The sequence below is a fragment of the Collinsella sp. 1033st1_E11_1033SCRN_220408 genome (assembly GCF_039062465.1).
In the GTDB taxonomy this organism is placed as follows: Bacteria; Actinomycetota; Coriobacteriia; order Coriobacteriales; family Atopobiaceae; genus Parolsenella.
Genome location: NZ_JBCLNF010000001.1, coordinates 47,934 through 71,172 on the forward strand (window position 1 = coordinate 47,934; position 23,239 = coordinate 71,172).

The 23,239-nt window shown below is 64.5% G+C and carries 14 protein-coding genes, 2 tRNA genes and 1 pseudogene; 11 read left to right on the plus strand and 6 right to left on the minus strand.

Translation table 11 applies throughout. From position 1 onward, the window contains the following. Nucleotides 1–446 precede the first annotated feature (446 nt). The 3 genes from ABCN07_RS00200 (at nt 447) to ABCN07_RS00210 (ending at nt 4,178) form a co-directional block, all read left to right on the plus strand. Entirely contained in the window at nt 447–662 is a 216-nt protein-coding gene (locus tag ABCN07_RS00200; protein ID WP_343004870.1) for a hypothetical protein, read from the plus strand. 192 nt (nt 663–854) lie between these two features. Continuing rightward, entirely contained in the window at nt 855–2,192 is a 1,338-nt protein-coding gene (locus ABCN07_RS00205) for a hypothetical protein (protein WP_343004871.1), read from the plus strand. A gap of 297 nt (nt 2,193–2,489) precedes the next feature. Continuing rightward, nucleotides 2,490–4,178: a phospholipase D-like domain-containing protein gene (locus tag ABCN07_RS00210; protein ID WP_343004873.1), complete on the plus strand. Its 1,689-nt coding sequence runs from the start codon at nt 2,490–2,492 to the stop codon at nt 4,176–4,178. Nucleotides 4,179–4,415: 237 nt separating this feature from the next. Here the strand turns inward: ABCN07_RS00210 and ABCN07_RS00215 are convergent. Next, nucleotides 4,416–4,491, minus strand: a tRNA-Ala gene (locus ABCN07_RS00215). Between the two features lie 468 nt (nt 4,492–4,959). Continuing rightward, nucleotides 4,960–6,702, minus strand: a complete 1,743-nt coding sequence (locus ABCN07_RS00220; protein WP_343004875.1) for an FctA domain-containing protein — start codon at nt 6,700–6,702, stop codon at nt 4,960–4,962. 473 nt (nt 6,703–7,175) lie between these two features. On the opposite strand from ABCN07_RS00220, the pseudogene ABCN07_RS00225 reads away from it, so the two are divergent. Continuing rightward, a pseudogene (locus ABCN07_RS00225) lies at nt 7,176–8,298 on the plus strand (malic enzyme-like NAD(P)-binding protein). 328 nt (nt 8,299–8,626) lie between these two features. Here ABCN07_RS00225 and ABCN07_RS00230 read toward each other — a convergent pair. Next, the gene (locus tag ABCN07_RS00230; RefSeq protein ID WP_343004877.1) at nt 8,627–9,571 is read right to left on the minus strand and encodes a DegV family protein; all 945 of its coding nucleotides are present in this window, start codon (nt 9,569–9,571) and stop codon (nt 8,627–8,629) included. Between the two features lie 255 nt (nt 9,572–9,826). Here ABCN07_RS00230 and ABCN07_RS00235 point away from each other — a divergent pair, with 255 nt between their 5' ends. The 4 genes from ABCN07_RS00235 to queA all read left to right on the plus strand — a co-directional run bounded on the left by ABCN07_RS00235 (nt 9,827) and on the right by queA (nt 12,830). Next, nucleotides 9,827–10,339: a GNAT family N-acetyltransferase gene (locus ABCN07_RS00235; RefSeq protein ID WP_343004879.1), complete on the plus strand. Its 513-nt coding sequence runs from the start codon at nt 9,827–9,829 to the stop codon at nt 10,337–10,339. Nucleotides 10,340–10,712: 373 nt separating this feature from the next. Continuing rightward, nucleotides 10,713–10,789 (plus strand) — tRNA-Asp (locus tag ABCN07_RS00240). Nucleotides 10,790–11,149: 360 nt separating this feature from the next. Further along, complete coding sequence (locus tag ABCN07_RS00245; protein ID WP_343004881.1) at nt 11,150–11,512, plus strand: DUF1622 domain-containing protein; 363 nt, start codon at nt 11,150–11,152, stop codon at nt 11,510–11,512. Nucleotides 11,513–11,603: 91 nt separating this feature from the next. After that, a complete protein-coding gene (gene queA, locus ABCN07_RS00250) occupies nt 11,604–12,830 on the plus strand; it encodes a tRNA preQ1(34) S-adenosylmethionine ribosyltransferase-isomerase QueA (protein WP_343004883.1) in 1,227 nt (408 codons plus the stop codon). A 118-nt stretch (nt 12,831–12,948) separates the two neighbouring features. On the opposite strand, the gene ABCN07_RS00255 is transcribed toward queA, so the two are convergent. The 3 genes from ABCN07_RS00255 to ABCN07_RS00265 all read right to left on the minus strand — a co-directional run bounded on the left by ABCN07_RS00255 (nt 12,949) and on the right by ABCN07_RS00265 (nt 16,723). Further along, on the minus strand, nt 12,949–14,202 hold the full coding sequence (locus tag ABCN07_RS00255) for an Nramp family divalent metal transporter (RefSeq protein ID WP_343004884.1): 1,254 nt from the start codon (nt 14,200–14,202) through the stop codon (nt 12,949–12,951). Between the two features lie 5 nt (nt 14,203–14,207). After that, nucleotides 14,208–14,954 carry a 2,3-diphosphoglycerate-dependent phosphoglycerate mutase gene (gene gpmA, locus ABCN07_RS00260; RefSeq protein ID WP_343005158.1) on the minus strand — a complete coding sequence of 249 codons (747 nt, stop codon included), beginning with the start codon at nt 14,952–14,954 and terminating at the stop codon, nt 14,208–14,210. A 272-nt stretch (nt 14,955–15,226) separates the two neighbouring features. Further along, on the minus strand, nt 15,227–16,723 hold the full coding sequence (locus ABCN07_RS00265) for a hypothetical protein (RefSeq protein ID WP_343004885.1): 1,497 nt from the start codon (nt 16,721–16,723) through the stop codon (nt 15,227–15,229). A 241-nt stretch (nt 16,724–16,964) separates the two neighbouring features. On the opposite strand from ABCN07_RS00265, the gene tgt reads away from it, so the two are divergent. From tgt to recJ, 3 genes are all read left to right on the plus strand, one after another. Next, complete coding sequence (tgt, locus tag ABCN07_RS00270; protein ID WP_343005159.1) at nt 16,965–18,104, plus strand: tRNA guanosine(34) transglycosylase Tgt; 1,140 nt, start codon at nt 16,965–16,967, stop codon at nt 18,102–18,104. A gap of 245 nt (nt 18,105–18,349) precedes the next feature. Then, entirely contained in the window at nt 18,350–19,903 is a 1,554-nt protein-coding gene (locus ABCN07_RS00275) for a hypothetical protein (protein ID WP_343004886.1), read from the plus strand. A gap of 2 nt (nt 19,904–19,905) precedes the next feature. Beyond that, a complete protein-coding gene (recJ, locus tag ABCN07_RS00280; protein WP_343004887.1) occupies nt 19,906–23,235 on the plus strand; it encodes a single-stranded-DNA-specific exonuclease RecJ in 3,330 nt (1,109 codons plus the stop codon). The last annotated feature ends 4 nt before the right edge of the window (nt 23,236–23,239 follow it).

A 23,239-nucleotide genomic window follows, 5' to 3' on the forward strand; every position in this document is an offset into this window, starting at 1 on the left:
CATGAGGCCTCTATATCCTACGGAGCTCGGCGCACGATATTTCTTTCTTTGCTACGTCTCGCCCAGGTTGAATACGGAAAACTCCAGCGAAGGCAAACGCAGCATGGCCGAGGCAATTCAGAAGCTGGTGAATTCGTTCTCGGGCGAGCGGATTGAGCTTTACGGCAAGATCGACAAGCCATAACGCTTTCAGATGGCGACTCGCTGCCTGGTTCGGGGTGTGCAGACCGTTGAGAGCGGCTCGCGAATAATAGTGGATCCGAAATTGTTAATAATTTTCCGGCGGATTCGAGTAGGCCCATTTGCCGCAATTCATATTGCATAGACGGGATTAAGTGCATGGGGCAGAACGAAGCATGCCGCCACGCCTCCGTCGCAGCCGTACCTGCGACTCACCAGCTCTTTGACCGGATATACTCTTCTATAACACGTCAAGGAGGTTTGCCATGTTCCAGAACGTTTTTGGCTCGGACGGCAAGTTCCACCTCGAGAATCAGGTCGGGAATATCCGCTACGACCTTACCACGGGCGAGAGCAAGACCGTCTATCCCGTCGGGTCCAACACGAACATGACCTTCGATAACAACGGCATGCACACCGAGGTTCAGACGGGCAATATGCGTTATCGACTCGGCGAGTCGGGCTTCGACTGGATTCTGTAGCCTGCGGTTTTTGCCGCCGCTGCGATGCGAACGATGTAAGCGGGCGCGAGCGACTGGCGCTGGCGCGGTGCGAGCTCGAGCGAATGCCGCGCGAGAGAAGCAGGGCAGAGGATCGAGCGAGCCCATCGCGCCCGCAGAGTGGGCGAGGCCAGTGAGGCAACGTGCCGCCATGACGACAAGGAGGCCCATCCCATGGACGAGTTCTTTGCCATCAAGTGCCAGAACTGCGGCGGACCCATGTACTCGCATCAGGCGAAGCGCAGCTTCGAGTGCGCCTATTGCGGCACGGTCCTGCCGTGGGCGCCCGGAGCCGGTGACCCCACGAGCGCGCTGGGCATCCGCCACCAGCCGCTTCAGGTCGTCGATGGTCTGCTCAAGCTCACGCACGTCTCGCAGTTCGAACCGCCGGTGAATCCAGACTGGTACTTCTTCAAGCCCCATTGGCGCAACCAGTCGGTGCTCGAGCACCTGCTGTGGGAGGACCGCGGCACTGCGTCCGAGTACCAGGAGGCCGAGCATGTGAGCATTCCGTGCCCGTTCTGCGGCGCGTCCTTCGAGGGCACGTCGACCCAGCGCGTGTTCGAGTGCCCGTCGTGCGGAAACAAGGTCGGTGTCGCGGACCTGCTCAAACCGGGCACCTTCAGCAAACGCCTGACCATGGGATTTGGTGCGGAATACGTGCCTGAACAGGGAATTCCATGTGCGGTCAGCGAACAGCAGGCGCGCGCCGCTGCACTCCAGCTCGTTCACCGGTATCCGGATGCCTTCGCGGGCCATGACGTGGAGAGCGCCATCCAGAACGACATGATGCTCTTCTACTTCCCCATGGCGCTCGCGGACCTGCGCATGATGGCGTCCTTCCCGGGCAGGGGGCTGGGCAAGGAGGCCCTGGTCTACTACGAGGTGCTCGACTGGGCGTATCCCAGGGCCAACTACCTCGACATTTCCCTTATGGGCATCCTCGAGCCATGGGATTTCTCGAGGGTGGCGCCGTTCGATCCCGCCATGCAGGAGGGCGACTTCCGTGTGATTGCCGTCGACGCGTCGACCAAGGACGACGTCGTTGTCGACAAGCTGGCGCTCTATATCGCGGGCAACGACGCAGAATCCGCGCTAGGCTTCAACAAGAAAAACCTTCGCGCGTGGTCCCGAAAAGTTCGCAAGCACAAGGATGGCCTTGTGATGGTGCCGGTGTACTACGTCGATCGTCCGGCGGCGGATGGGCGCGACGGCGAGCAGGTGCGCATCGCCGTCAACGGGCAGACCGGGCGCGCGGCGGCCGTTGTGTTCAGCGAGAAGCGCGAGACGCACATTGTGGCTCCGCTTGCGTCGGGTCTGGCCCTTTCGAGCGAGAGCACCGTGCATGCGACGCCCATCGAGGTCAAGTACGTCAAGTCGCCGTTTTTGTACGAGATTGTCCGCAGGGGCGGCGAGGGTGCGGCACCGCAGGTAGCAGCGGCGCGCGAGGGATCACGGCGCGAGGAGAAGACCAAGCGCGGCGGCCTGTTTGGGGCGATCTTCGGGAAGTAGGGCACCGCTGCCAATCTGGGGTTCGCGTCGCGCGGTACCGGGGCGCGGACGGCAGGCGTGCCGATGATGCGCCGAACGAGACGCTTCTGCGAATATCGATGGTATGGCGGAGGAGAAGCGGGCGCGCGTCGCCTTCGCGCTTGCGGCAAGTCCTTTCTTGTCGACGGGTCGCGTTCGCCGTTGCCGACGGTTCGCGTCTGCCGTTGCCGGCGCCGCCGCGTCAGCCACCTATGGCATAGTTGTCATCAGCAAATACGAGAGAAGCCTCCAGGACGGCATGACGGAATAGAGCTTGGCATGAGAAAGATCCTCAATCGCATTTTGATCGTCATTCCCGCGGTTGCCTTGCAGGCGCTCTGGCTTCTGCTGCTCACGAAGTGGCTCGCGCCATACTCCACGCTTATCGCGTCGCTGCTCTCCATCGTAGCGGTCTTTCTCGTTCTCTTTATTGTCATCAAACGTGACGAGAGCACCTACAAGCTGCTTTGGCTGCTGGTCATCCTAACGATTCCCTTGGTTGGCACGCTGCTCTACCTCTGCTTCGGCAACAAGCGTACGGCCAAGCCGCTCAGGCGTCAGCTTGAGAGCGCCAGGGAGAGCAATGACCCCCAGCCTCTTCCAATTGGCGAGACGCCCTTCGACGGTGAGAAGCGCATGGAGCAGACGCTTCGCTGGCTGGAGGAGAAGACCCGGTATCCCCTCTATAGGGTCGAGGACGTGCGCTACTATCCGCTGGGCGATGATATGTTTCCCGACATGCTGGCAGACCTGAGGGGCGCCAAGCGCACGATCTTCGTCGAGTACTTCATCGTTGAGCCGGGCCACATGTGGAACTCCATCGTGGAGCTCCTCGAGGCCAAACTGAGGCAGGGCGTGGACGTTCGCGTGATGTATGACGACCTCGGTTGCTTCTCGACCTTCGATTTTGGCAACGCGCGCGAGCTACAGGAGAGGGGCATTCCCTGCGTGCCGTTCAACCCACTCCTCGCCCTGAAGGGCACTGCCAACTATCGCGACCATCGCAAGATGTTGATCGTCGACAACGAGATTGCCTATAGCGGGGGCGTTAACCTTGCGGATTGCTACATCAACCTCGAGCGACGCTACGGGCACTGGAAGGACATCGGCTTCCGGCTGACCGGCGAGCCGGTGCGCGCCTTCACCCACATGTTCCTGACGTTCTGGAACGCCTTTGGGCGCGTGCAGGACTATGAGGGTCTCCCGATGCCCGAGGTGCTGGCTGGCGAGGCGGTTCATGCCGTGGGCCGTCTGGGGATGGCAACGGTAGCTCGGCCGATGGAGGAGGGTTGCGAGGTGGCGGCGCCTGCGGCTCCGCTGGCGGGCGTGGCGATTGCGGGGCGGCCGGCTTCGGCTGCCGCGAAGCGGTCGGCTTCGGCTACCGCGGGTCGCTCACCGGTGGTGGCGCCCTCGCGTGAGACCGACGGCTATGTCCTCAGCTACTATGACTCGCCCCTCAACCACGAGGCCACGAGCAACCGGCTCTATATCGACCTCCTCTCGCAGAGCACGGAATACGCCTGGTTCTTCACGCCGTACCTCATGCTTGCCGACGACCTCATGGATGCGATGCTCGCGGCGGCAAGCCGTGACGTTGACGTGCGAATCATCATGCCAGGTATTCCGGACAAAAAACTGGTCTTCCGCATGTCTCGCAGCTTCTATCAGGTGCTGTTGAACGGCGGCGTCAAGATTTACGAGTACACGCCTGGTTTCGTCCACGCGAAGGGCTCCATGTTCGATGACCGCATCGCCACGATCGGCACGGTCAACCTCGACTATCGAAGCCTGTTCCTGCACTTCGAAAACAACTCGCTGTTCTATCGCTCGAGCGTCATCTCGGAGATCAAGGCTGATTTCCTCGCCACGCAGGAGAAGTGCGTCGAGATCAAACCTTATGACGCAAGGCAATACTCCTACCGCTGGGCGATCGATGGTCTTCTGCGCATCTTCGCGCCCCTGTGCTAGGCGGGGGAGTGCCGTGCGCTCCTGCTGCGACGGGGCGAGGCGTCGCTTCGCTTGAAGCGGCGCCATTTTGACGTCAGGTCGGCGCCCGTCGTTCAGCCGGATGAGGGCGGTGGCAAGGACAGGCGGTAATCTGCAACGTTGACGATCATGCGGCAAATTAAGGGTTTGCACGCAACGCTGGCAGCGCGAAGGCGCAAAGAAAAAGGGCGACGACCTAAGTCGCCGCCCCATCATTTATGGTGGAGAATAGGGGGTTCGAACCCCTGACCTCATGACTGCCAGTCATGCGCTCTCCCAACTGAGCTAATTCCCCGAATTGGTGCGAGGGATATATTACCAAACTTTTGGGCTGGGGAAAGCGACGATTTCAAATTCTTGTTTCAGACGCTGATTGATGGAGGGGTTATGGATGCATAGCCCCTCGCGCCGTCTTGAGCGGCGGCCGCTATGCAGCTGGGTGCAGTTTTAGGCGCAACACTGCCGCGGGCGAAACCCAAGGCGCACAGTCGCCTATCGCCGGACCCAGCCTTGAGCGGGCGTCAATGGCATCATCCTGAGACCAGATGGTATTGACCGTCGTCTTGCTAGCTTCTATGGAAAGGGGCTGCGTGAATCATTGTCAGCGGTGCCGTGCGACTAGGTGGGATTGTGACTAGGTGCGAGAGTGCCGCGGTTCCGACGTCGCAGCATAAGAAAGCCCGATAGGCGAATTGCCTATCGGGCTAGTGGTTCAAATGATCGTCGATCGAGATGAAGCGCGAGTCTGAGTGAACCGAGGCGACTACTTCTTGTGGCTTAGGGCCACGCCGATGACGATGCAGGCGGCTGCGGCAACGGCGAACATGATGGGGAGCATTGCATTGTTGGTGTCGCCCGTCTGCGGAATCTGTTTGCTGTCGCTGGCGGAAGTGTCAGAACCGTCAGGCTTGTTAGAGTCTGCAGGCCTGTCCGCGGGAGCGACGTAGGTGTTCGTGAAGGTTGGGTTGTTGCCCTCGACGGAGGCTTCAAGCTTGCCCTCGTCATTGACGGTGACTACAACCTTGACGGTGTGACTATTGGTGTCGTAAGTCATGCCCGCGACGTTGCCGGCAACCTCGCGAACGGTGAAGGTGTAGGAACCGGTTTTCCTGAGGGTAAGCTCGCGGAACGCGATTTTACCATCGGCGTCGTTAGTGGCTTGGCCCATAAGGTCATTGTTGTTCACGAGTTCGAAGGTGAACTCGCCGGTGGAGAGGTTGGCACCGTTGAGGACCTTCGTAGCCGTGAGGGTCACGTGCACGGGCTCGGGAGCGGCAACGTTGAACACGGGGGATTCAGCAAAGGCACTGGTCTGACGGTCTAAGGCTGCCTCGACGCCATCGGTCTTCACGACGGGCGTGTAGTTGACGACAGCTCCGTCAGTGGCGTTTACGGCAAAGTCCTGAGCCTGACCACTAGCTGCCACCTCTTTGAAGGCGTTGGCGCTGGGGCGGATGGTGAACGTCACGGAGTAGGTGACGCCGTCCTCAAGCGCGTCGCTCCCAAGGTTCCAGGTGAGCTTGCCGCCCTCGATGGTGGCGGCGGGAGCGTTATCCCATTTAGTACCGCCCTTGGCGTAGCGAAGGTTGCCGACAGATCCGTCGTCGGCCGTAACGAACTCGGCGTAGTCAGAGAGCTGGTCAACGAGTTCGACGTTCTTGTAGCCAGCGGCCTTCTTGATGGTGGTGCTGAGGTTGGTAAGCGCGGCGGTGAGGTTGCCCTCCGTGTTGCCGTTGGCAAACTCGGCACCCGCCTCGCCGGCGAACTTGCTCACGATTCCGTTGGCTTTGCTCGAGAGAGAGACGGCGGTGAGGATCGCGCTGCCACGACCCTGGGCTGCGCGCAGGGCGGCGGAATAGTTGCGGCCCTTGGGATCGCCGGTGGACGTGCCGTACGTGTCGTCGTAGTGCGCGGGGCCGGTATAGCCCTCGGCACTGGTGCGGAGCGTCGGCTCGGAGTCGGAGAGGAGCACGATGCGCTTCTCGACACCCGTGCGGCCGCTCAGGGCATTCGCCTCGGCAAGCGCAGCCTCCCAGTTGGTGCCTGATTCGGGGGCGGTCTTAGGGAGAGCATTGGTGACATCAGAAGCGCTGTTGGTGAAGGGTTGCTTCACTTCCGCCTTCCTGCCGTAGGTAATGACGGCCATCCGGATTTGCTGATTGTCGGGCAGCGCCGCGTTCTCGGCGGTGAGGTATTTGTTCGCGGCGGCGGTGATGGCCCTGCGTGCAGCCGCGAGATCAGGGACCATGCTCAACGACCTATCGACGACATAGATGATGTCGATAGGCTTGGCAATCTCGGTCTCCTCCGTGGCACCGGTCACGGACAGCGTCACGTCATACGTGCCGTCGCCGTTGTCCACGAGTGTGTCCGTGGGAGTCATGGCGTGATCAGGCGCCTTGGCGACGAGGTCGTCGACGGCGTCCGCCATGGCCACGGTGGGCAGGGCGGTTCCTAGCGCAAGCATGATTGTGGCCGCTGCCGCAAGTAAGCGACGCTTCCACATGCGCCTTGCTTGAGTGGTCGGTCTCATATGAGCTTCCCTTCCCGGCGCGGGCGCGCCGATTGCGAGAGTTGTCTGCTTCTAGAATCAGAGCATGGACTCAGCGTAGATAACTCCTTAATTACCGGAGTTTATATTAACAGTCATTGTCCGTGGATATTACATATATGCATATTCTTTCTGCTAACGGTCTGTCACGAGATGATTGCGGGAACGTCGCGCGGGGTGTCTTCTTCGTCGCTTTGACACGTCGATAACCGACGTATCAGGACGTATATCGATTACTCAGTTTACGTGTGCCCGCCCTGGGTACGGCCTGCTTGCATGCAGCCCAACAGCACTCGCCCGCGCCCGCGGGCGGCGGAGTAATGGAAGCGCCCACCCGCGTTCGCGGGCGGATCAAGGGAACGGAGCGCGCAATGGCCGTTGACGCCAAGCAGTACGCACTTGACAAGCACGGGGAGTGAGAGGGCAAGATCGAGGTCGTGAGCCGCGCCTCCATCTCCACCCCGAGGAGCTCGCCGTGGCATACACGCCCGGCGTCGCCGAGCCATGCCTGAAGATTCGCGATAACGTGGATGACTCCTACACCTACACCCGTCGCGGCAACCTCGTCGCCGTCGTGACGGATGGCACGGCCGTTCTCGGCCTGGGTGACATCGGCCCCGGGGCGGGTATGCCCGTCATGGAGGGCAAGTGCGCCCTGTTCAAGACCTTTGCGAACGTCGACGCCTTCCCACTGTGCGTCCGCTCGAAGGACGTCGACGAGATCGTCCGCACCGTCGAGCTCCTTGCCGGCAGCTTCGGCGGCGTGAACCTCGAGGACATCAGCGCGCCGCGCTGCTTCGAGATAGAGCGCCGCCTCAAGGAGGTCTGCGACATCCCCATCTTCCACGATGACCAGCACGGCACCGCCGTCGTCACCTGCGCGGCGCTTATCAACGCGTGCCGTCTTACCGGTCGCGACCTGGCTGACGTGCGCGTGGTCATCTCCGGCGCGGGCGCCGCGAGCATCTCCAACGCCCGCCTGATGAGGCGCATGGGCGTCAAGAACATCATCATCATCATCTGCGATTCTCGTGGGACCATCTACCAGGGGCGCGAGCGCCTGAACCCCGTCAAGGAGGAGATTGCCACCTGGACTAACCTCGATGGAGTGCGTGGCACGCTGGCTGATGCCGTCAAGGGTACTGACGTCTTCGTGGGCGTCTCCGCGCCCGGCTCACGCAGGATATGGTTCGCACTATGGCGCCTGACGCGATCGTTTTTGCTTGCGCCAACCCCGTTCCTGAGATCATGCCGGACGAGGCTCTCGCTGCCGGTGCCGCCGTTGTCGCCACGGGCCGCTCGGACTTCCCGAACCAGATCAACAACGTGCTTGCCTTCCCGGGCATCTTTCGCGGTGCCCTCGACGTGCGCGCTTCTGACATCAACGACGAGATGATGGAAGCCGCCGCCTTCGCCATCGCCGGCCTGGTGGATGACGACAAGCGCAGCTCGGAGTACATCATCCCGGGTGCCTTCGACGAGCGCGTGGCCACCGCGGTGGCCAGCGCCGTGGCCGAGGCAGCGCGCAAGTCTGGCGTGGCGAGGATCTAGCGTCGGCGGCAGGTACCGCTGCGGACGCTGGCGATGACATAGCCGTTCGTTTTGCAGCCTCGGCCCTGCCGGCCGGGGCTGCTTCTCGTCGGAGGGCCGGCATCTCAATGGGACGTCGCGGCCTCTCAGAGCCCACCTCTTGTAAGGGATTCGGGTCGTTTTCGCGGCCAAATCCTTACAAGAGGCTGGTTCTGGCGTTTGCTGCGGCGTGGGCGTGGCGCATGTGGCCCGCGCGAGCGGGTGCGTGGCGTTCGGGCGTGCGAAGCACGTTGCTCGCGCGTTCGGGCGTGTGGCCCGCGCGGGCAGTTGCGCGTGTCTCGCCTGGCGCCTACTTGGCGACGCGGACGCCCTTGACTTTGGTCACGGCCTTGTCCTTGCGGCGGTCGTTGCCCCAGAAGACGAGGGAGAGCATGCCGGGACCCACGTGCGATCCGATGGTCGGGCCGATGGTCGGGCGAAGGACCTCGAGGCTGTCGTCGAGGGAGCGCAGCTCGGAGGCGACGCCGAAGCCCTCGTCCGCTACGTCCGCATCGCCGACGGCGCACACGTTGGCCTCGTCCTCGAGCTGAACGTTCTTCTTGTAGTAGTCGATCAGCTTGCGTTGGCCCTTCTTGCGGCCGCGCGCCACGGATCGAATGCCGAGCGAGCCGTCGAGGTTGAAGTGCAGCAGCGCCTTGACGTCGAGGGCGTCGCCGATGACCGCCACTCCCTTGGGGAGGCGCCCGCCGCGGTGGAGTGAGTCAAGGTTGTCGACCATGAAGAGGATATGGATGCGATAGCGCGCCTCCTCTGCCCATATGACGAGACGCTCGGCGTTCATGCCCTCATCGCGCTTGTTGCATGCCTCGTTGAGGAGGAGCGTGAGGGCGGTCGAGGCGAGGAGCGAGTCCACGACGTAGATGCGGATCTCCTCGTCGGGGTGGGCCTCCTTGAGGCGGTCGAGGCTCATGACGGCACCGTTGTAGCCGCCGGAAAGGGCGCTCGAGATGCAGAAGAGCACGGTGGGCACACCCGACTCATAGGCGGCCTGGAACGCCTCGTCAAACTCGAGCTGGGAGGGCTGCGAGGTCATGGGCATGGCTCCGTGGCGGATGGCGTCATAGAACTCATGGGCGCTGCGAGACTGGAAGAGATCGTCGTCTCCGCAGAGGCCGCCGTTGGGCTTGTCGGCCTCGACGTAGTGGAAGGGGAGGATGGTGATGTTGCGCTCCTCCGCCTGCTCGGCGGTGAAGTCGCAGGTGGAGTCACACATGATGTTGCACTTTACGGACATGGTTTCCTCTCGCCCGTGATGGGTGTTTGAAGTGTTGTATTTTACGCTAGACGGGTGAACAGGGTATTTCAGCTCTTTGTGCCGCACGCCCGTGCCCGTGCCCGTGCGCGGGCGTGCGGCAAGCGTGCGGGCTCGGTGCCCGTGTACGGGCGTGCGGGTGTGGGACCCGTGCGCGGGCGGACTGGGGCCTTGCTCATATAGACCGGGACTCTTTTCGCGGCAGTCATTCGGGATTGATGGAGAGGTTGGTTTGCCATGGTGCTTGAAACAGAACGCTTGATCCTTCGCCCTTGGGAGGATTCTGATGCCGAGGCCCTCTACAAGTACGCCTCGGATTCCGAGGTTGGCCCTGCGGCTGGCTGGCCCGTGCATGCGTCGGTCCAGATGAGCCGCGAAGTCATTCGCGACGTTCTCAGTGCTCCGGAAACCTACGCCATCGTGTTGCGCGAGACCGCCGAGCCCGTTGGCTCGATTGGGTTGATGAAGCCTCGGCTCCAGGATGTTGCCCCAACTGATCATGCGCTCGAGCTGGGGTATTGGATTGGCAAGCCCTATTGGGGCCGCGGGCTTGTTCCCGAGGCGGCCCGGGCTGTGATCGCGCGAGCGTTTAGTGACCTTGGGTGTGACCAGCTCTGGTGCGCGCACTATGCCGGCAACCAGAAGTCGGCTCGCGTGCAGGAGAAGCTCGGCTTTGCTCCCCATCACGTCGAGGATCACGGTCGTGTCGAGTTCTGGCAGGTTTATCGCGGCTGTTCAGGGCATGCGTGAGCGTGCCGACGAACTACGCCGTTTCGCGCGCGTCGCCTTGCCGCACTCGCCGCGCTGACCGCCCCTCGCGCCTCGGTGCGCTTGCCGCGCTGGCCGCCCCTCGCGCCTCGGTGCGCTTGCCGCGCTGGCCGCCCCTCGCGCCTCGGTTCGCTCGTCGAGACATGCATTAATTCGAGTTGCGACGGCGAATCGAGGCGGATAACTCGAAGAAATGCATGTCTCGGTGGCTGGATTGGCTTGAGTTTCGAGGCGCGCTCGCGGCGTGTTCCGAACGTTGGCATCTACCTGCGCTATCAACAATTCCCACACATGTGAAAATAAGCTCTGGACAATGCGACAACTTTTCCTGTATGATAACCCACGCACCTGACACGGGGTATTAGCTCAGCTGGTTAGAGCGCCGGCCTGTCACGTCGGAGGTCGCGGGTTCGAGCCCCGCATATCCCGCCATTGGATGTCCGAAGGGTCCTGGTTCACGCCAGGGCCCTTTTTGTTTTTGGGAAGCGCCTGGGCAAACGCTCTGTCGCCGCGTCGTGAGCCGGATTGGCGCGCGGATGCGCGTTCGCGATGCCCGTCGGGGCGCTGCGCACTTGCACGTTGCGGTGCTTGTGACTGCGGCGTGGGGCGCTGCCGATCGTGCCGCCTTCCATGCGGCCGGATCTGATTACCGGCCGCTGGCGGAACCCGTTGTCCGAGCTGCTGAAAATAGGGTAGCGTTAAAACTAGGGGCTATCAAAACTGGGGGCAATCGGGAGTTCCGGGCGTTTAACGCGTCCGGGCCAGACGGGTGGTGAGACGGAGGCTGGCTGTATGTTTGAGCTGATCATGGGCGCGCTCGACTTCTGCATGGAGAACATCGTCGAGGTCGCCATCCTGCTGTTTGAATTCATCGGCGTCGGAATCATCATTTTCTCGGGCATTCGCGGCTTCTACCTGTACCTGACTCGCTCGCCAGAGACTAAGCTCACGCTCGCGAAGGGTCTCGCCATGGGCCTCGAGTTCAAGATGGGTAGCGAGATTTTGCGCACGGTCATCGTGCGCGACTGGCACGAGATCGGTACCGTCGCGGGCATCATCGCCCTGAGGGCCGCGCTCACCTTCCTCATCCACTGGGAGATCAAGGAAGAGGAGAAGGAAGAGAAGGGCGAGGCTCGGCGGGCCCTCGGGGAATAGCGGGCTGCAAAGGCGCCCCGGATGGCGTGGTATTCCGTCGTCCGGGGCGCTAAACTCTCTTGCGGACAAAACAACGAGAGGAACCAAAACCATGCGCACCGATGACTTTGACTACCCGCTGCCGGACGAGCTGATCGCCCAGGCTCCCGCTGAGCCTCGCGACTCGTGCCGTCTGCTCGTCCTGCATCGCGACGGGGGCGATGGAGTCACCGGAACTGCCGAGGCGATCGCGGACGGAGGTTCCGTTGAGCACCGTCACTTCTATGACATCGTCGACTACCTCGAGCCGGGCGATTTGCTCGTCGCCAACAAGACGCGCGTCATGCCCGCCCGCCTCGTGGGCCACAAGGCAAAGACGGGTGGCGTCGCCGAGACCCTCCTGCTCAAGCGCCGTGAGGACCTCGATGCCCTCGGTGGCATCTGGGAGTGCCTCGTCAATCCCGGCAAGCGCCTGAAGCCCGGTGCCGTCATCGAGTACCGCGCCGGTGGCCTCCACGCTCCGGAGAGCTCGCCGGCGGTTCTCACGGGCGAGGTTCTCGACTTCGTGGAGGATTCCAAGGGTGGGCGCCTCGTGCGCTTCGAAGCACGGGGCGTCGACCCCGCCACGGGCGAGCCCCGCACGCTCGATGCCGCCATCCATGCCGCTGGCCATGTGCCCCTGCCGCCGTATATCACCAGCTACGAGGGTGATCCCGAGAAGTACCAGACCGTCTATGCCATGAGCGAGGAGCACTCCGCCGCGGCTCCCACGGCTGGTCTCCACTTCACCCCCGAGCTCATCGAGCGACTCAAGGAGAAGGGCGTCGGTTGGGCGACGGTCGAGCTTGAGGTGGGTATCGACACCTTCCGCCTGGTGGAGGAGGACGACCCGACCCAGCACGTCATGCACACCGAGCGCTACCACGTCGGCCAGGACGTCATCGATGCCGTCCATGCCACGAAGGCTGCCGGTCATCGCGTCGTCGCGGTGGGTACCACGGCCGTGCGCTCGCTCGAGAGCGCGTTCGACGCCGAGGCCCCCGTTTCGACGCCCGCCGTCGTGGCGAGGCATTTCGAGGGTCGCGCGGACGGCGCGGACACCCTTGGTCGCGGTGACGTTGTGGCTCGCGCGAATGCGACCACCCAGCTCTACCTCATGCCTGGCAGCACCTACCACGTGGTCGACGCGCTGATCACGAACTTCCACGTGCCGCGCTCTACGCTTATGATGCTCGTCTCGGCGCTTGCCACGCGCGAGCAGATCATGGATGCGTACGCCGCTGCGATCAGGGAGCGCTACCGCTTCCTGTCCTTCGGCGACGCGATGCTCATCGAGTAACTGCGGGGGGCGCGCCGTGAACGCGCTCGTGGAACGGCTCCGGTCGCCATTCCTCGCACTTCAGCGGGTGGTGCGGTGTCGTACCGCCACGATGTGAGCGGCACGACACCGCTTGCCGTCACGATGCAAGCAACACGGCGTCAAGGGCCGTCACGATGATGCCGATAACCACGAGAAGCGCCGTGAGCGGTCGCGAGTTGACGTACTCGCCCATGACCTTTCGCGAGCTCGTGAGTCGTATCAGCAGAAACACCGTGATCGGCAGCTGGAGCGAGAGCAGGGCCTGGCTCCAGACGAGGCCTGCAAAGGCGTCGCCCACCGCCAGGCACGCCACCACCGCTGCCAGAAGGCACGCCACCACGCCGATCGAGGAATGCCTGTCGTGGATGTCGTACTCCTCGCCAAACATGCCTGCGGTGATGGTGCCTGCCGCCATGGCCGCGGTCACGCTGCTGGAAAGCCCGGCGAATAGTAGCGCCACGGCGAAGATCGTCGAGCTCGCGGGTCCAAGGATGGGGGAGAGCGTCGCCGCGGCCGCCGCGAGGTCGTCGATGACGATGCCGTGCGAGAAGAACGTCGTCGCTGCGAGGATTACCATCGCCGAGTTTATTGCCCAGCCGACGCCCATTGAGAAAAGCGTGTCGAACAGCTCGTAGCGAAGTCTCTCCTCGATGACCTCCTTGCCCTTGCCCTCGAAGTGCACGGATTGGATGACCTCGGAGTGAAGGAAGAGGTTGTGCGGCATGACCACCGCCCCGAGCACACTCACTACGATGGGCGCCGAGCCCGTGGGTAGGCTTGGGGTTACCCAGGACATGGTTGCGCTCGGCCAGTCAACCTCGACCAGGGCGAGCTCTGCCAGAAACGAGAGGCCCACTATGCTCACAAAGGCAATGATCCAGCGCTCGGAACGCTTGTAGGAGCTCGTGAGCAGCATCGCAGCCGAGGCCGTCGCCACGATGACGCAGCCAAGGTGCAGTGGCAGGCCAAACAGCATCTCGAGCGCAATCCCGCCGCCGAGCACCTCGGCCATGGCCGTGGCGACGGTGGCGAGGTAGGCGCTGCCAAGAATGACGCGGCTTGCGAAGCGTGGCAGGTAGCGCGTCGTCGCCTCGGCCAAGCACGTGCCGGTGGCGATGCCCAGGTGCGCCGCGTTGTGCTGCAGCGCGATCAGCATGAGCGTCGAGAGCGTGACGATCCACAGCAGCGAGTAGCCAAACTGCGACCCAGCCGCCATATTCGATGCCCAGTTGCCCGGGTCGATGAATCCAACGGTCACGAGGAGGCCGGGACCTATGTGGCGCAGGATCTCCAGGCCTCCGTGCGCGCCAGTCCTCTCGGCGCCGAACTGTCGTTTGAGGTAGTCGAGCATGGCCGTTACTTGTGCGCCTTGCCCTGGTTGGCGACGGCGTCGATTTTGGCGGCTATGGTCTCCGGGTTGCCGATGTAATGCTTGTCGAGCACGTTGAAGTTCTCGTCGAAGGTGTAGACGAGGGGCACTCCGGTGGGGATGTTGACCTTGATGATTTCCTCGGGGGTGAGGTTCTCGAACTTCATGACGAGTGAACGCAGCGAGTTGCCGTGGGCGGTGATGAGTACGCGCTTGCCAGCAAGCATCTGCGGGCGGATCTCATCCTCGAAGTAGGGCCAGGCACGCGCGATGGTGTCCTTGAGGCATTCGGTGTAGGGGAGCTGATCGGGTGCGACGTCGCGGTACTGCTCCTGGACATGTGGGTCGCGCTCATCGCCGGGCGCGAGCGCGGGTGGGCGCACGTCGAAGGAGCGGCGCCAGATGAGCACTTGCTCGTCGCCGTGCTCGGCTGCGGCGTCCGCCTTGTTGAGGCCCTGCAGAGCGCCGTAGTGACGCTCATTGAGCTTCCAGGACTTGATGATGGGCAGCCACTCGCGCCCCATCTCGGCGAGGACGAGGTTGAGGGTGTGGATGGCACGCTTGAGCCGCGAGGTGTAGCAGACGTCGAAGTCGAAACCGGCCTCCTTGAGTGCGCGACCGCCAGCGGCGGCCTCCTTCCTGCCCGTCTCGGTGAGTTCGACGTCGGTCCAGCCGGTGAACAGGTTGAGTTTGTTCCACTCGGACTCTCCGTGGCGGATGAGGACGAGCTGCATCGTACGAGGGCTTGCCTGCGTGGCGGTGTCGTGGTTCTGTTCTGCCACCTTCGCGGCGTTCTGGGTGACTTGTGCCATATGAGCCTCCTTGGTCTTTGCGGCCGAGCTTTGCCCGGACCGCTTGCTATCACCGCAAGAGTACCCCTTTTCGAGCAGAAGTTAACTAAGGCTAACAAGTTTATTCAAATTATTACGTTTAGGTAGGTGCGGGATTGGCCGCGTTCACGGTGTGTGCCTTGCGGCTGCGACGTCCGCGGTACCGACTGCCCGGCCTACTGCATGACGAAAACCAGAATGGCGATGACGACGATTGCGACCGCAGCGATGATCACGGCGTAGAACATGCGGCGCGAATGCTGCGTGCGCTCGCGGACGATCCGCTCCTCCTCGGCGAGGCTCGCGACGACGCGCTTGTGCTCCTCGGTCTTCGCCGTGGCGGCGTTGACCTTCTCTGCGAGGGCTGCCGTTGCCTTGGGATGGGCGTGGATGTCCTCGGCCTCCTCGATGGTGGCGGTTGCGGCGTCGATGCGCCCCTGGGAGACCGTCGCGAGCTCCTCCTGCTCTTCGATCTTCGAGGCGAGGTCGCTCACCTTGTCCGATGCCTCGCGTTCGCGCTCATCCGCGGAGGCCTTGAGCTCGTTGTACTTCTCGCGCTTGGCCTTCTCGTCCGCCTGGGCGCTGGCGAGATCATCTTCGAGGACCTCGAGGGACTTGCGTTGCGTGTAGAGGTGAGTCTGGGCGATGTCCGCTGCCTGCGAGGTCTCCGCGGTGACGCGGGTGACGTCTGCGCGGGCGTTCTCGAGCTGGGCGAGGGCCGCCGCGACGCCGCCGCTCATCTCGGAGAGCTCCTTGGCGCCGGTCGAGGGATCGCGCTTGAGCTCGGCAAGCTTGTCTTGGAGGCGCTGGAGGCGACTCGCGGCGTTGTCCGCGGCACGCATGGCGGCCTGGACGCGCGAGTCGCGCGTGTTGATAGCGTTGTCTGCGGCGGCTTGGGCGGTCTTGACCGAGCGACGCGCCTCGCGGGCGGCACGCTCGGCGTCTTCGAGGGAGCCCTTTGCGGAGCTGGCGAGCTCGCGATAGGGAGTGAGGTCACGTTCGTTGGCGGCCTTGAGCGAGGCGAGGGCATCCTTGGCCGAGAGATGTTGGGCCTTGAGGGCGGATTTCTCCGTGGAGGCTCGCGTGAGGTTCTCGTTGGCCTCCGCGAGCTCAGCGTTCTGGACCTCCAAGATGGTGTGGTAGTTCTGCTCGACCTCATGGCGATGGTCGAGTTCCTCCTCGAGGGAGCGCTGTTCGTCCTCGGCCTTGGCGAGCTCGTCGCGGGCGGCGGCGTGCGCGCGCTTGGCCGCGGAGACCTCGCGTACAGCGGCAAAGCCCTCCGTGACTGATGCCGCGCCGGAAGCGGCGAGGTCGCGGGCTATGTCGAGCGGAGCGGGGGAGTCGGGCGTGACGCCGGACTCCGGCTCGGTGGGCTCGAGCTCGGCGGTGGGCTTCGAAGTTTCGGGCGTGGCGGTCTCGGGCGTGGCGGGCACTAGTGTGGCGGGCTCCGGCGTGGTGGGAGCCGATGCCTCGGGCCCCGCGGTCGTCGTGGCTTCGTCCGCGCTCTCGACCTCGAGCGCGGATGCGAGTGCGGGCTCGACGGGCTCCTCGAGCGGCTCCTGCTCTGCCACCTCGGCCCTCGTGGCCTCCTCTGCCATCTCCGCCTCGGTCGCCGTGGCCTTCTCGGGCATATCCGCGGCCTGCCCCGGAATCCCCGTCTTCTCGTCAGCCATGAAATACCTCCCTCTCGCGTCATCCTCCACATTGTCTCGCATGGACGGGACATGATGTGCGCGGCAATGTGAGACAATCGCCTATTGCACAGGATGACAACGCGAGCGCGCGGGCTCCGGCGGCGATGCCGTCCGGCCTGGATGGCGCGAGCGAGCGCGTGCCGGCAAGCCCGGCGCCAGCCCGCCCAGTCGCGCCCCGCCCAGCCGCGCGCCCGCGCCAGACGAGAAGGAACGTATGGACCTGCCTGAGAACCTCTTTAAGTTCGACATCATCGCGAACGACCCGAACACCCACGCACGCTGCGGCGTCTTCCACACCGCCCACGGCGACATCCCCACTCCCATCTTCATGCCGGTGGGCACCAAGGCCACGGTGAAGGGGCTCATGCCCTTCCAGATTCGCGACCTCGGGGCGAAGATCATCCTCAACAACACCTATCACCTCGCGATGCGTCCCGGCGCGGACCTGGTGGAGGAGATGGGCGGCGTGCATGAGTTCATGCGCTGGGACGGCCCTATCCTCACGGATTCCGGCGGATTCCAGGTCTTCTCCCACAACGAGTTCATGAAGCTCACGAACGACGGCGTGCGCTTCCGCGCCGTCGACTACGACGGCCGCTGGGTCAGCTGGACGCCCGAGGACAACATGGCTATCGCCGAGAAGCTCGGCAGCGACATCTGCATGCAGCTCGACCAGTGCCCGGGCTATCCGGCCACGAAGGACTACGTCGCCCGTGCCGTCGAGCTCTCGAGCATGTGGGGGGAGCGCTGTTGGAACGCCCATACGCGCCCTGACCAGGCGCTCTTTGGCATCGTCCAGGGCGGCATGCACATGGACCTGCGCCTGAGGAGCCTCGCTCACCTCGAGGAGTGCGGCGACTTCCCGGGCTATGGCATCGGCGGTTACTCCGTGGGCGAGGACCACGAGACGATGTACGAGACGCTCGAGCCGCTCGTGGCGGAGCACATGCCTAAGAACAAGCCCCGTTACCTGATGGGCGTGGGCAACCCCACCACGCTCGTGCGTGCCGTCGCCTCGGGCGTCGACATGTTCGACTGCGTGCTGCCCACGCGCACCGCGCGCATGGGCACGGCGTTCTCCAGCGAGGGGCGCCTCAACCTCAAGAACGCGCGCTTCGCCCATGACCACGGCGTGCTTGACGAGCGCTGCGATTGCCCGGCGTGCCGCGGCGGCTTCACGCGCGCCTACATCCACCACCTCGTGCGCCAGAAGGAGATGCTGGGCGGCATCCTGCTCTCGCAGCACAACATTCGCTATCTCCTCGCCCTCATGGAGCGCGTGCGCGCCGCCATCGCCGAGGGCCGCTACGCCGAGTTCTATCGCGACTGGATGAACTCGCCCGCCGCGAACGACTTCTAGGGCGTTTCGCTTGGCGGCTTGCTGGGGCCAGACCTGCCGTAAGTGTCTGCGGGGCGGCGTGGAAGTGACTCCGCGTCGCCTCTTTGCGTGATTGGCGATGCCGCCGTCACATGCCCTTCCCCGAAGGCCGAGAGGTAACCCTCCTGCAACTGTGCGGCCCTCCTATTAGGTACAATCGAGGGGTTAAACAGACTACGGCTGGGTTTGGCGACGCGTTTTGCCGCTCGGCCACACAAGGGGGACCTATGAAGCGTGACGCCGACGAGGCTCGCGACGATGCCGCGGTATCGAGCGACGAGAATTCCAATTCCGAGAAGGACATGAAGGCGGAGGAGCCCGCGAAGGCCGCCGAGTCCGAGGGCGACGCCGAGAAGGACGAGCCCGGCGAGGCCGAGAAGGACGCCGAGCCGGACACCGAGCCCGAGGAGCCCACGGCCAAGGCAGACACCCCGGCGAGTCGCACCGCCCAGGAGCGTAGCCGCCACTCGGGTGTGATGTTTGCGACCCTTGCGCTCATGATTCTGGCACTCGTGGGCCTGCTCCTGCCCGCGTGGGGCATTCCGCTGGGCTGTGACCTCGGCGGCGCCTCCGTCGTGACCCTTACGGCGAGCGACTACGAGGACGGCACCACCGCGGCGGATGCCCTCGCCGTCCTCAAGAACCGCGCCGCGCTCCTCAGCGAGCGTGACATCCAGGTCGCCCAGACCGGCGACGACACCTTCGAGCTGCGCGTGCCTGCGGGCTATGATGCGAGTTCCGTCGCCTCTGCCCTCACGCGTAAGGGACACCTCGAGTTCGCCCGCCTCGACTCCGTGTCTGACGCGGACGCCCTCCAGCAGCTCCAGGCTGGTGCCTCGGGCGTCACCCTCGACGAGGGAACCTACGAGCCCTTCCTGACCTCTGACGAGGTGAAGGGCGCCACCGTGGTCTCCCAGAGCTACTACGGTATGACCTACTACGCGCTTTCCGTCTCGCTCGACTCCGACGGCGCCTCCGCGCTCGCCTCCACGACCGAGGACCTCGCCTCCTCCTCCGGCCAGATCGCCGTGCTGCTCGACGGTGCGGTCATCGCCGAGCCCTCCGTGAAGAACAAGATCGAGGGCAGCAAGATCAGCATTTCCGGCGGCTATACCGAGGACCAGGCCACGGCGTATGCCGCCGCGCTCTCGGGCGGCGAGCTGCCCTGCTCCCTCTCCCAGACCGATCCCGTCTCCGTCGGCGCTCGCGCTCGTGGCCACGCGAGCGAGCTTGCGGCCGTGGCGGCGATCGCGCTCGCGATCGTTGCCGGCGCCGTCTCCTCCGCCAAGCTTGGTCGTGCGGGCTTCCTCGCGGCGAAGCTCGCCGTCGTGGTTGTTGCCATCACGCTTGGCGTGCTGACCATCCTCTATCGCTTCGAGCTCGTCATCCTCGGCCGTGCCGAGCTTCTCGGCCTGGCTACCACCGAGGTCATCTCCATCATCTGCGGCGTGCGCATGGCCGCCCGCTACCGCGCAGCTCGCAACGAGGGCTCCTCGGTGCGGAAGAGTCAGCAGCAGGCGACGGGCCCTGAGCTCGCCCTTCTCGTCAAGGCGGCTGTTGCCGTTCTCGTGCTCTCCGTCGCGACTGCCTTCTTCACACACGGCTTTGCCCGCGAGCTTGCGGTGACCCTTGCTGCCGGCATGGCGTCCCTGCTCGTCGCGCTCGGCCTCTTCGCGCCCGCCGCCCTTTGCATCCGAACGGCCGCGGACGTGTTCGAGACCGCCGATGACGAGTTCGCGGCTGCACAGGACGGCGCCGCTGGCGTCACGGACGGCGAGTAGAGATGAGTGGCCTGCGAGAGAGCGGGCGTTGGCATCTGCTGCCCGGCGACGTTGCCGCCGAGCACGAGATTCGCATCGCCTGCGGCGTGTCACCGCTCGTGGCGCGCGTCATGGTTGCGCGCGGCATTCGCGACGCCAAGAGCGCCCAAGAGTTCCTCACCCCGTCGCTTGACAGGGACTGGCATGACCCGCTCGAGCTTCCCGGCTTGCCCGCCGCGGCTGACCGCGTCGAGCGAGCCGTGCACGACGGTGAGACCATTGCCGTCTTTGGCGACTTCGACGTGGACGGCATGAGCTCGACCTGCCTTCTTACGCTCGCGCTTCGTGACCTTGGCGCCGAGGTGCACCCCTACATTCCCAGGCGCTTCGGCGAGGGCTACGGCCTTTCCTCCGAGGCGCTCCAGCGCGTGGTCGAGGGCTGCAACCCCGATCTCATCATCACGGTCGATAACGGCGTCGCCGCCGCGGTCGAGGTCGAGATGGTGCGCTCCGAGGGGATCGACGTCGTCGTGACGGACCACCACGAGCCGGCTGACCTCGTGCCCCAAGGCGTTCCCGTCTGCGATCCCAAGCTCGATCATAGCTGTCCCAGCTGCGACCTCGCCGGCGCCGGCGTCGCCCTCAAGCTCGTTCACGAGCTGGGTCGCCGCTTTGGCAGGCCGGACCTCTGGCGCGAGTACACGGACGTGGCGACGCTCGGCACCATCTCTGACATGATGACCCTCACGCGCGAGAACCGCGCCCTCGTCACGGAGGGCATCGCGCTCATGCGTCACACCAAGCGCGTCGGCCTGGTTGCGCTCGCTGCGGCCGCTGGCTGCGACCTCACCCAGATCGAGGCGGGCGGCCTGCCCTTCTCCCTCGTCCCGCGCCTTAACGCCGCGGGTCGCATGGGTGACGTCGACGTGGCGTTTGACCTGCTCATCTCCAACGATCCGGACGAGGCGGCCCGTCTCGCCGCCGAGCTCGAGACCATCAACCAGAACCGTCGCGACATAGAGTGCGAGCTCGCCGACGCCGCCATGGCGATGGTGGAGGAGACCTATGACGGCGGCCGTGCCATCGTCGTGGGTGGCGAGGGCTGGCACGAGGGCGTGAAGGGCATCGTCGCCTCGCGCGTCGTGAACCGCTATCACGTGCCCGCGATCCTGTTCTCCATCTCGGACGGCGTGGCGCACGGCTCCGGTCGCTCGGTCGGCTCCGTGAACCTTTTCGAGGCGGTCGAGAAGTGCGCGGATCTCTGCGTGCGCTTTGGTGGTCACGCCGGCGCCGTGGGCGTCACCATCGACGCCGAGAACCTCGACGCCTTCCGCGAGCGCCTCGAGGCTGTCATGGCCGAGCTCCCGGAGGAGCAGTTCGTCGATACGGACGAGGTCGCGGCTATCGTTGGCCTTGATGAGCTGGACGTGCCCACGATCGACTCCCTCTCCGTCCTGAAGCCGTTTGGCCAGGGGAACAAGGTGCCCCTGCTTGCTGCGACGGGCGTGGTCATGCGCGCGCGCAGCCGAGTGGGCCGCTCCGGCGAGCACCTGCGCTTCCTTGCCACGGACGGAGTGAGCACCGTGCCGGCGATCATGTTCCGTACGCCGGACGTCGAGAGCGCGTGCGATTACGAGGGCGCCGTCGACCTCGTCTTCGAGGCCGTGGCGGAGACCTGGCAGGGCCGTACGAAGCCTAAGCTCATGGTGCGCGACATCATCTATCGCACGGCGGACGCCGCTCCCGCGCCCGCGATCGTCAACGAGATATTCTCCCGCGTCCCCCAGATCCTCGCGTCAGACTCTCGCGAGGGCCTGCTCGCGGCAGCGCCTACGGATGGCGATGCCCCTTCCGCGCCCGCGGGCGAGGACCTCACGGCATCGCTCGTCCATCGCTTCATCGGCGACCATGACCTGCTTCCCGCGCAGAAGCTCGCCCTCGACTCGCTTGCCGCGGGCAAGAGCACCCTTTGCGTCATGGCGACGGGTCGTGGCAAGTCCCTCATTTTCCACGTGCACGCCGCGCGCATCGCCCTCGCGCGCAAGCAGGCGAGCATCTTCGTGTACCCGCTGCGCGCCCTCGTGGCGGACCAGAGTTTCCATATCGCTGGGGAGCTCGCCGAGCTCGGCCTTTCCGCCCGCGTCCTCACGGGCGAGTCCACGCCGGACGTCCGCGCCGAGGTCTTCTCCGGCCTTGCCGCGGGAAAGGTCAACGTCATCCTCACCACGCCGGAGTTCCTCGCCATCCATTCCCGCGAGTTCGCTCGTGGCTCGCGCGTTGGCTTCGTCGTCATCGACGAGGCACATCACGCCGGCACCTCGAAGGGTGGCAACCGCGGCGCCTACCAGGAGCTTCCCCGTGTGCTCGACGAATTGGGCAACCCGACGGTCCTTGCCGTGACCGCCACCGCCGCCGAGCCCGTCGCCCGCGAGATCTGCCGCCTGGCCTCGATCGAGAGTGTTTTCGTCGACGACACCTGCCGCGAGAACCTCGTCCTCGATGACTCGCGCGAGCTCCGTGACCGCGATGCGGCGCTCACCGCAATCGCCGGCACGGGGGAGAAGTGCGTCGCTTACGTGAACTCCCGTGAGCAGTCCGTCGTGCTCGCTCGCGCGCTTCGCAAGACGAATCCCGAGCTCGCGCCCCACATCGCCTTCTACAACGCGGGCCTTACCCGTGCCGAGCGCAACCGCGTGGAGAACGCCTTCCGCGCCGGAGAGCTCACCTGCGTCATCTCGACGAGCGCCTTTGGCGAGGGCGTGAACCTGCCCGACATCCGTCACGTCATGCTCTACCACATGCCCTTCGGCGCGGTGGAGTTCAACCAGATGAGCGGCCGTGCCGGCCGTGACGGCAAGCCCGCGACCATTCACCTGATGTTTGGCGCCCGCGACGCCCGCGTGAACGAGCGCATCCTGTCCTCCTACGCACCCGGCCGAGACGAGCTCGTCTGCCTGTGGCGTGCGCTCCGCTCGCTCTCCGCGCGTGCCGCCGCTGCGGGCGAGAGCAGCATCGCGCATACGAACGCCGAGCTACTCGACGCATGTCTCCAGGTAACCCCAGGATGCGGCCTTGAGGAGCGGTCGGTCTCCGCGGGGATCGCGATCTTCCGCGACCTGGGCTTTCTGACGGTCGAGGGATATGGCACGCAGCGTCGGATTCGCATGGCGGAATCGCCCGAGCGTATGGAACTTGACCAGTCAATCCGCTACCTTGAGGGCATGAGGTCTGGCGCCGAGTTCCGTGAGTTCCGCGACTGGGTGCTCTCAGCGACGCCCGAAGAGCTGATCGGGCGCATCAACAGGCCCATCGTTCCCGGTTTTGGGACGATGGCGCGCGAGGGAGGGGAGTGAGCCC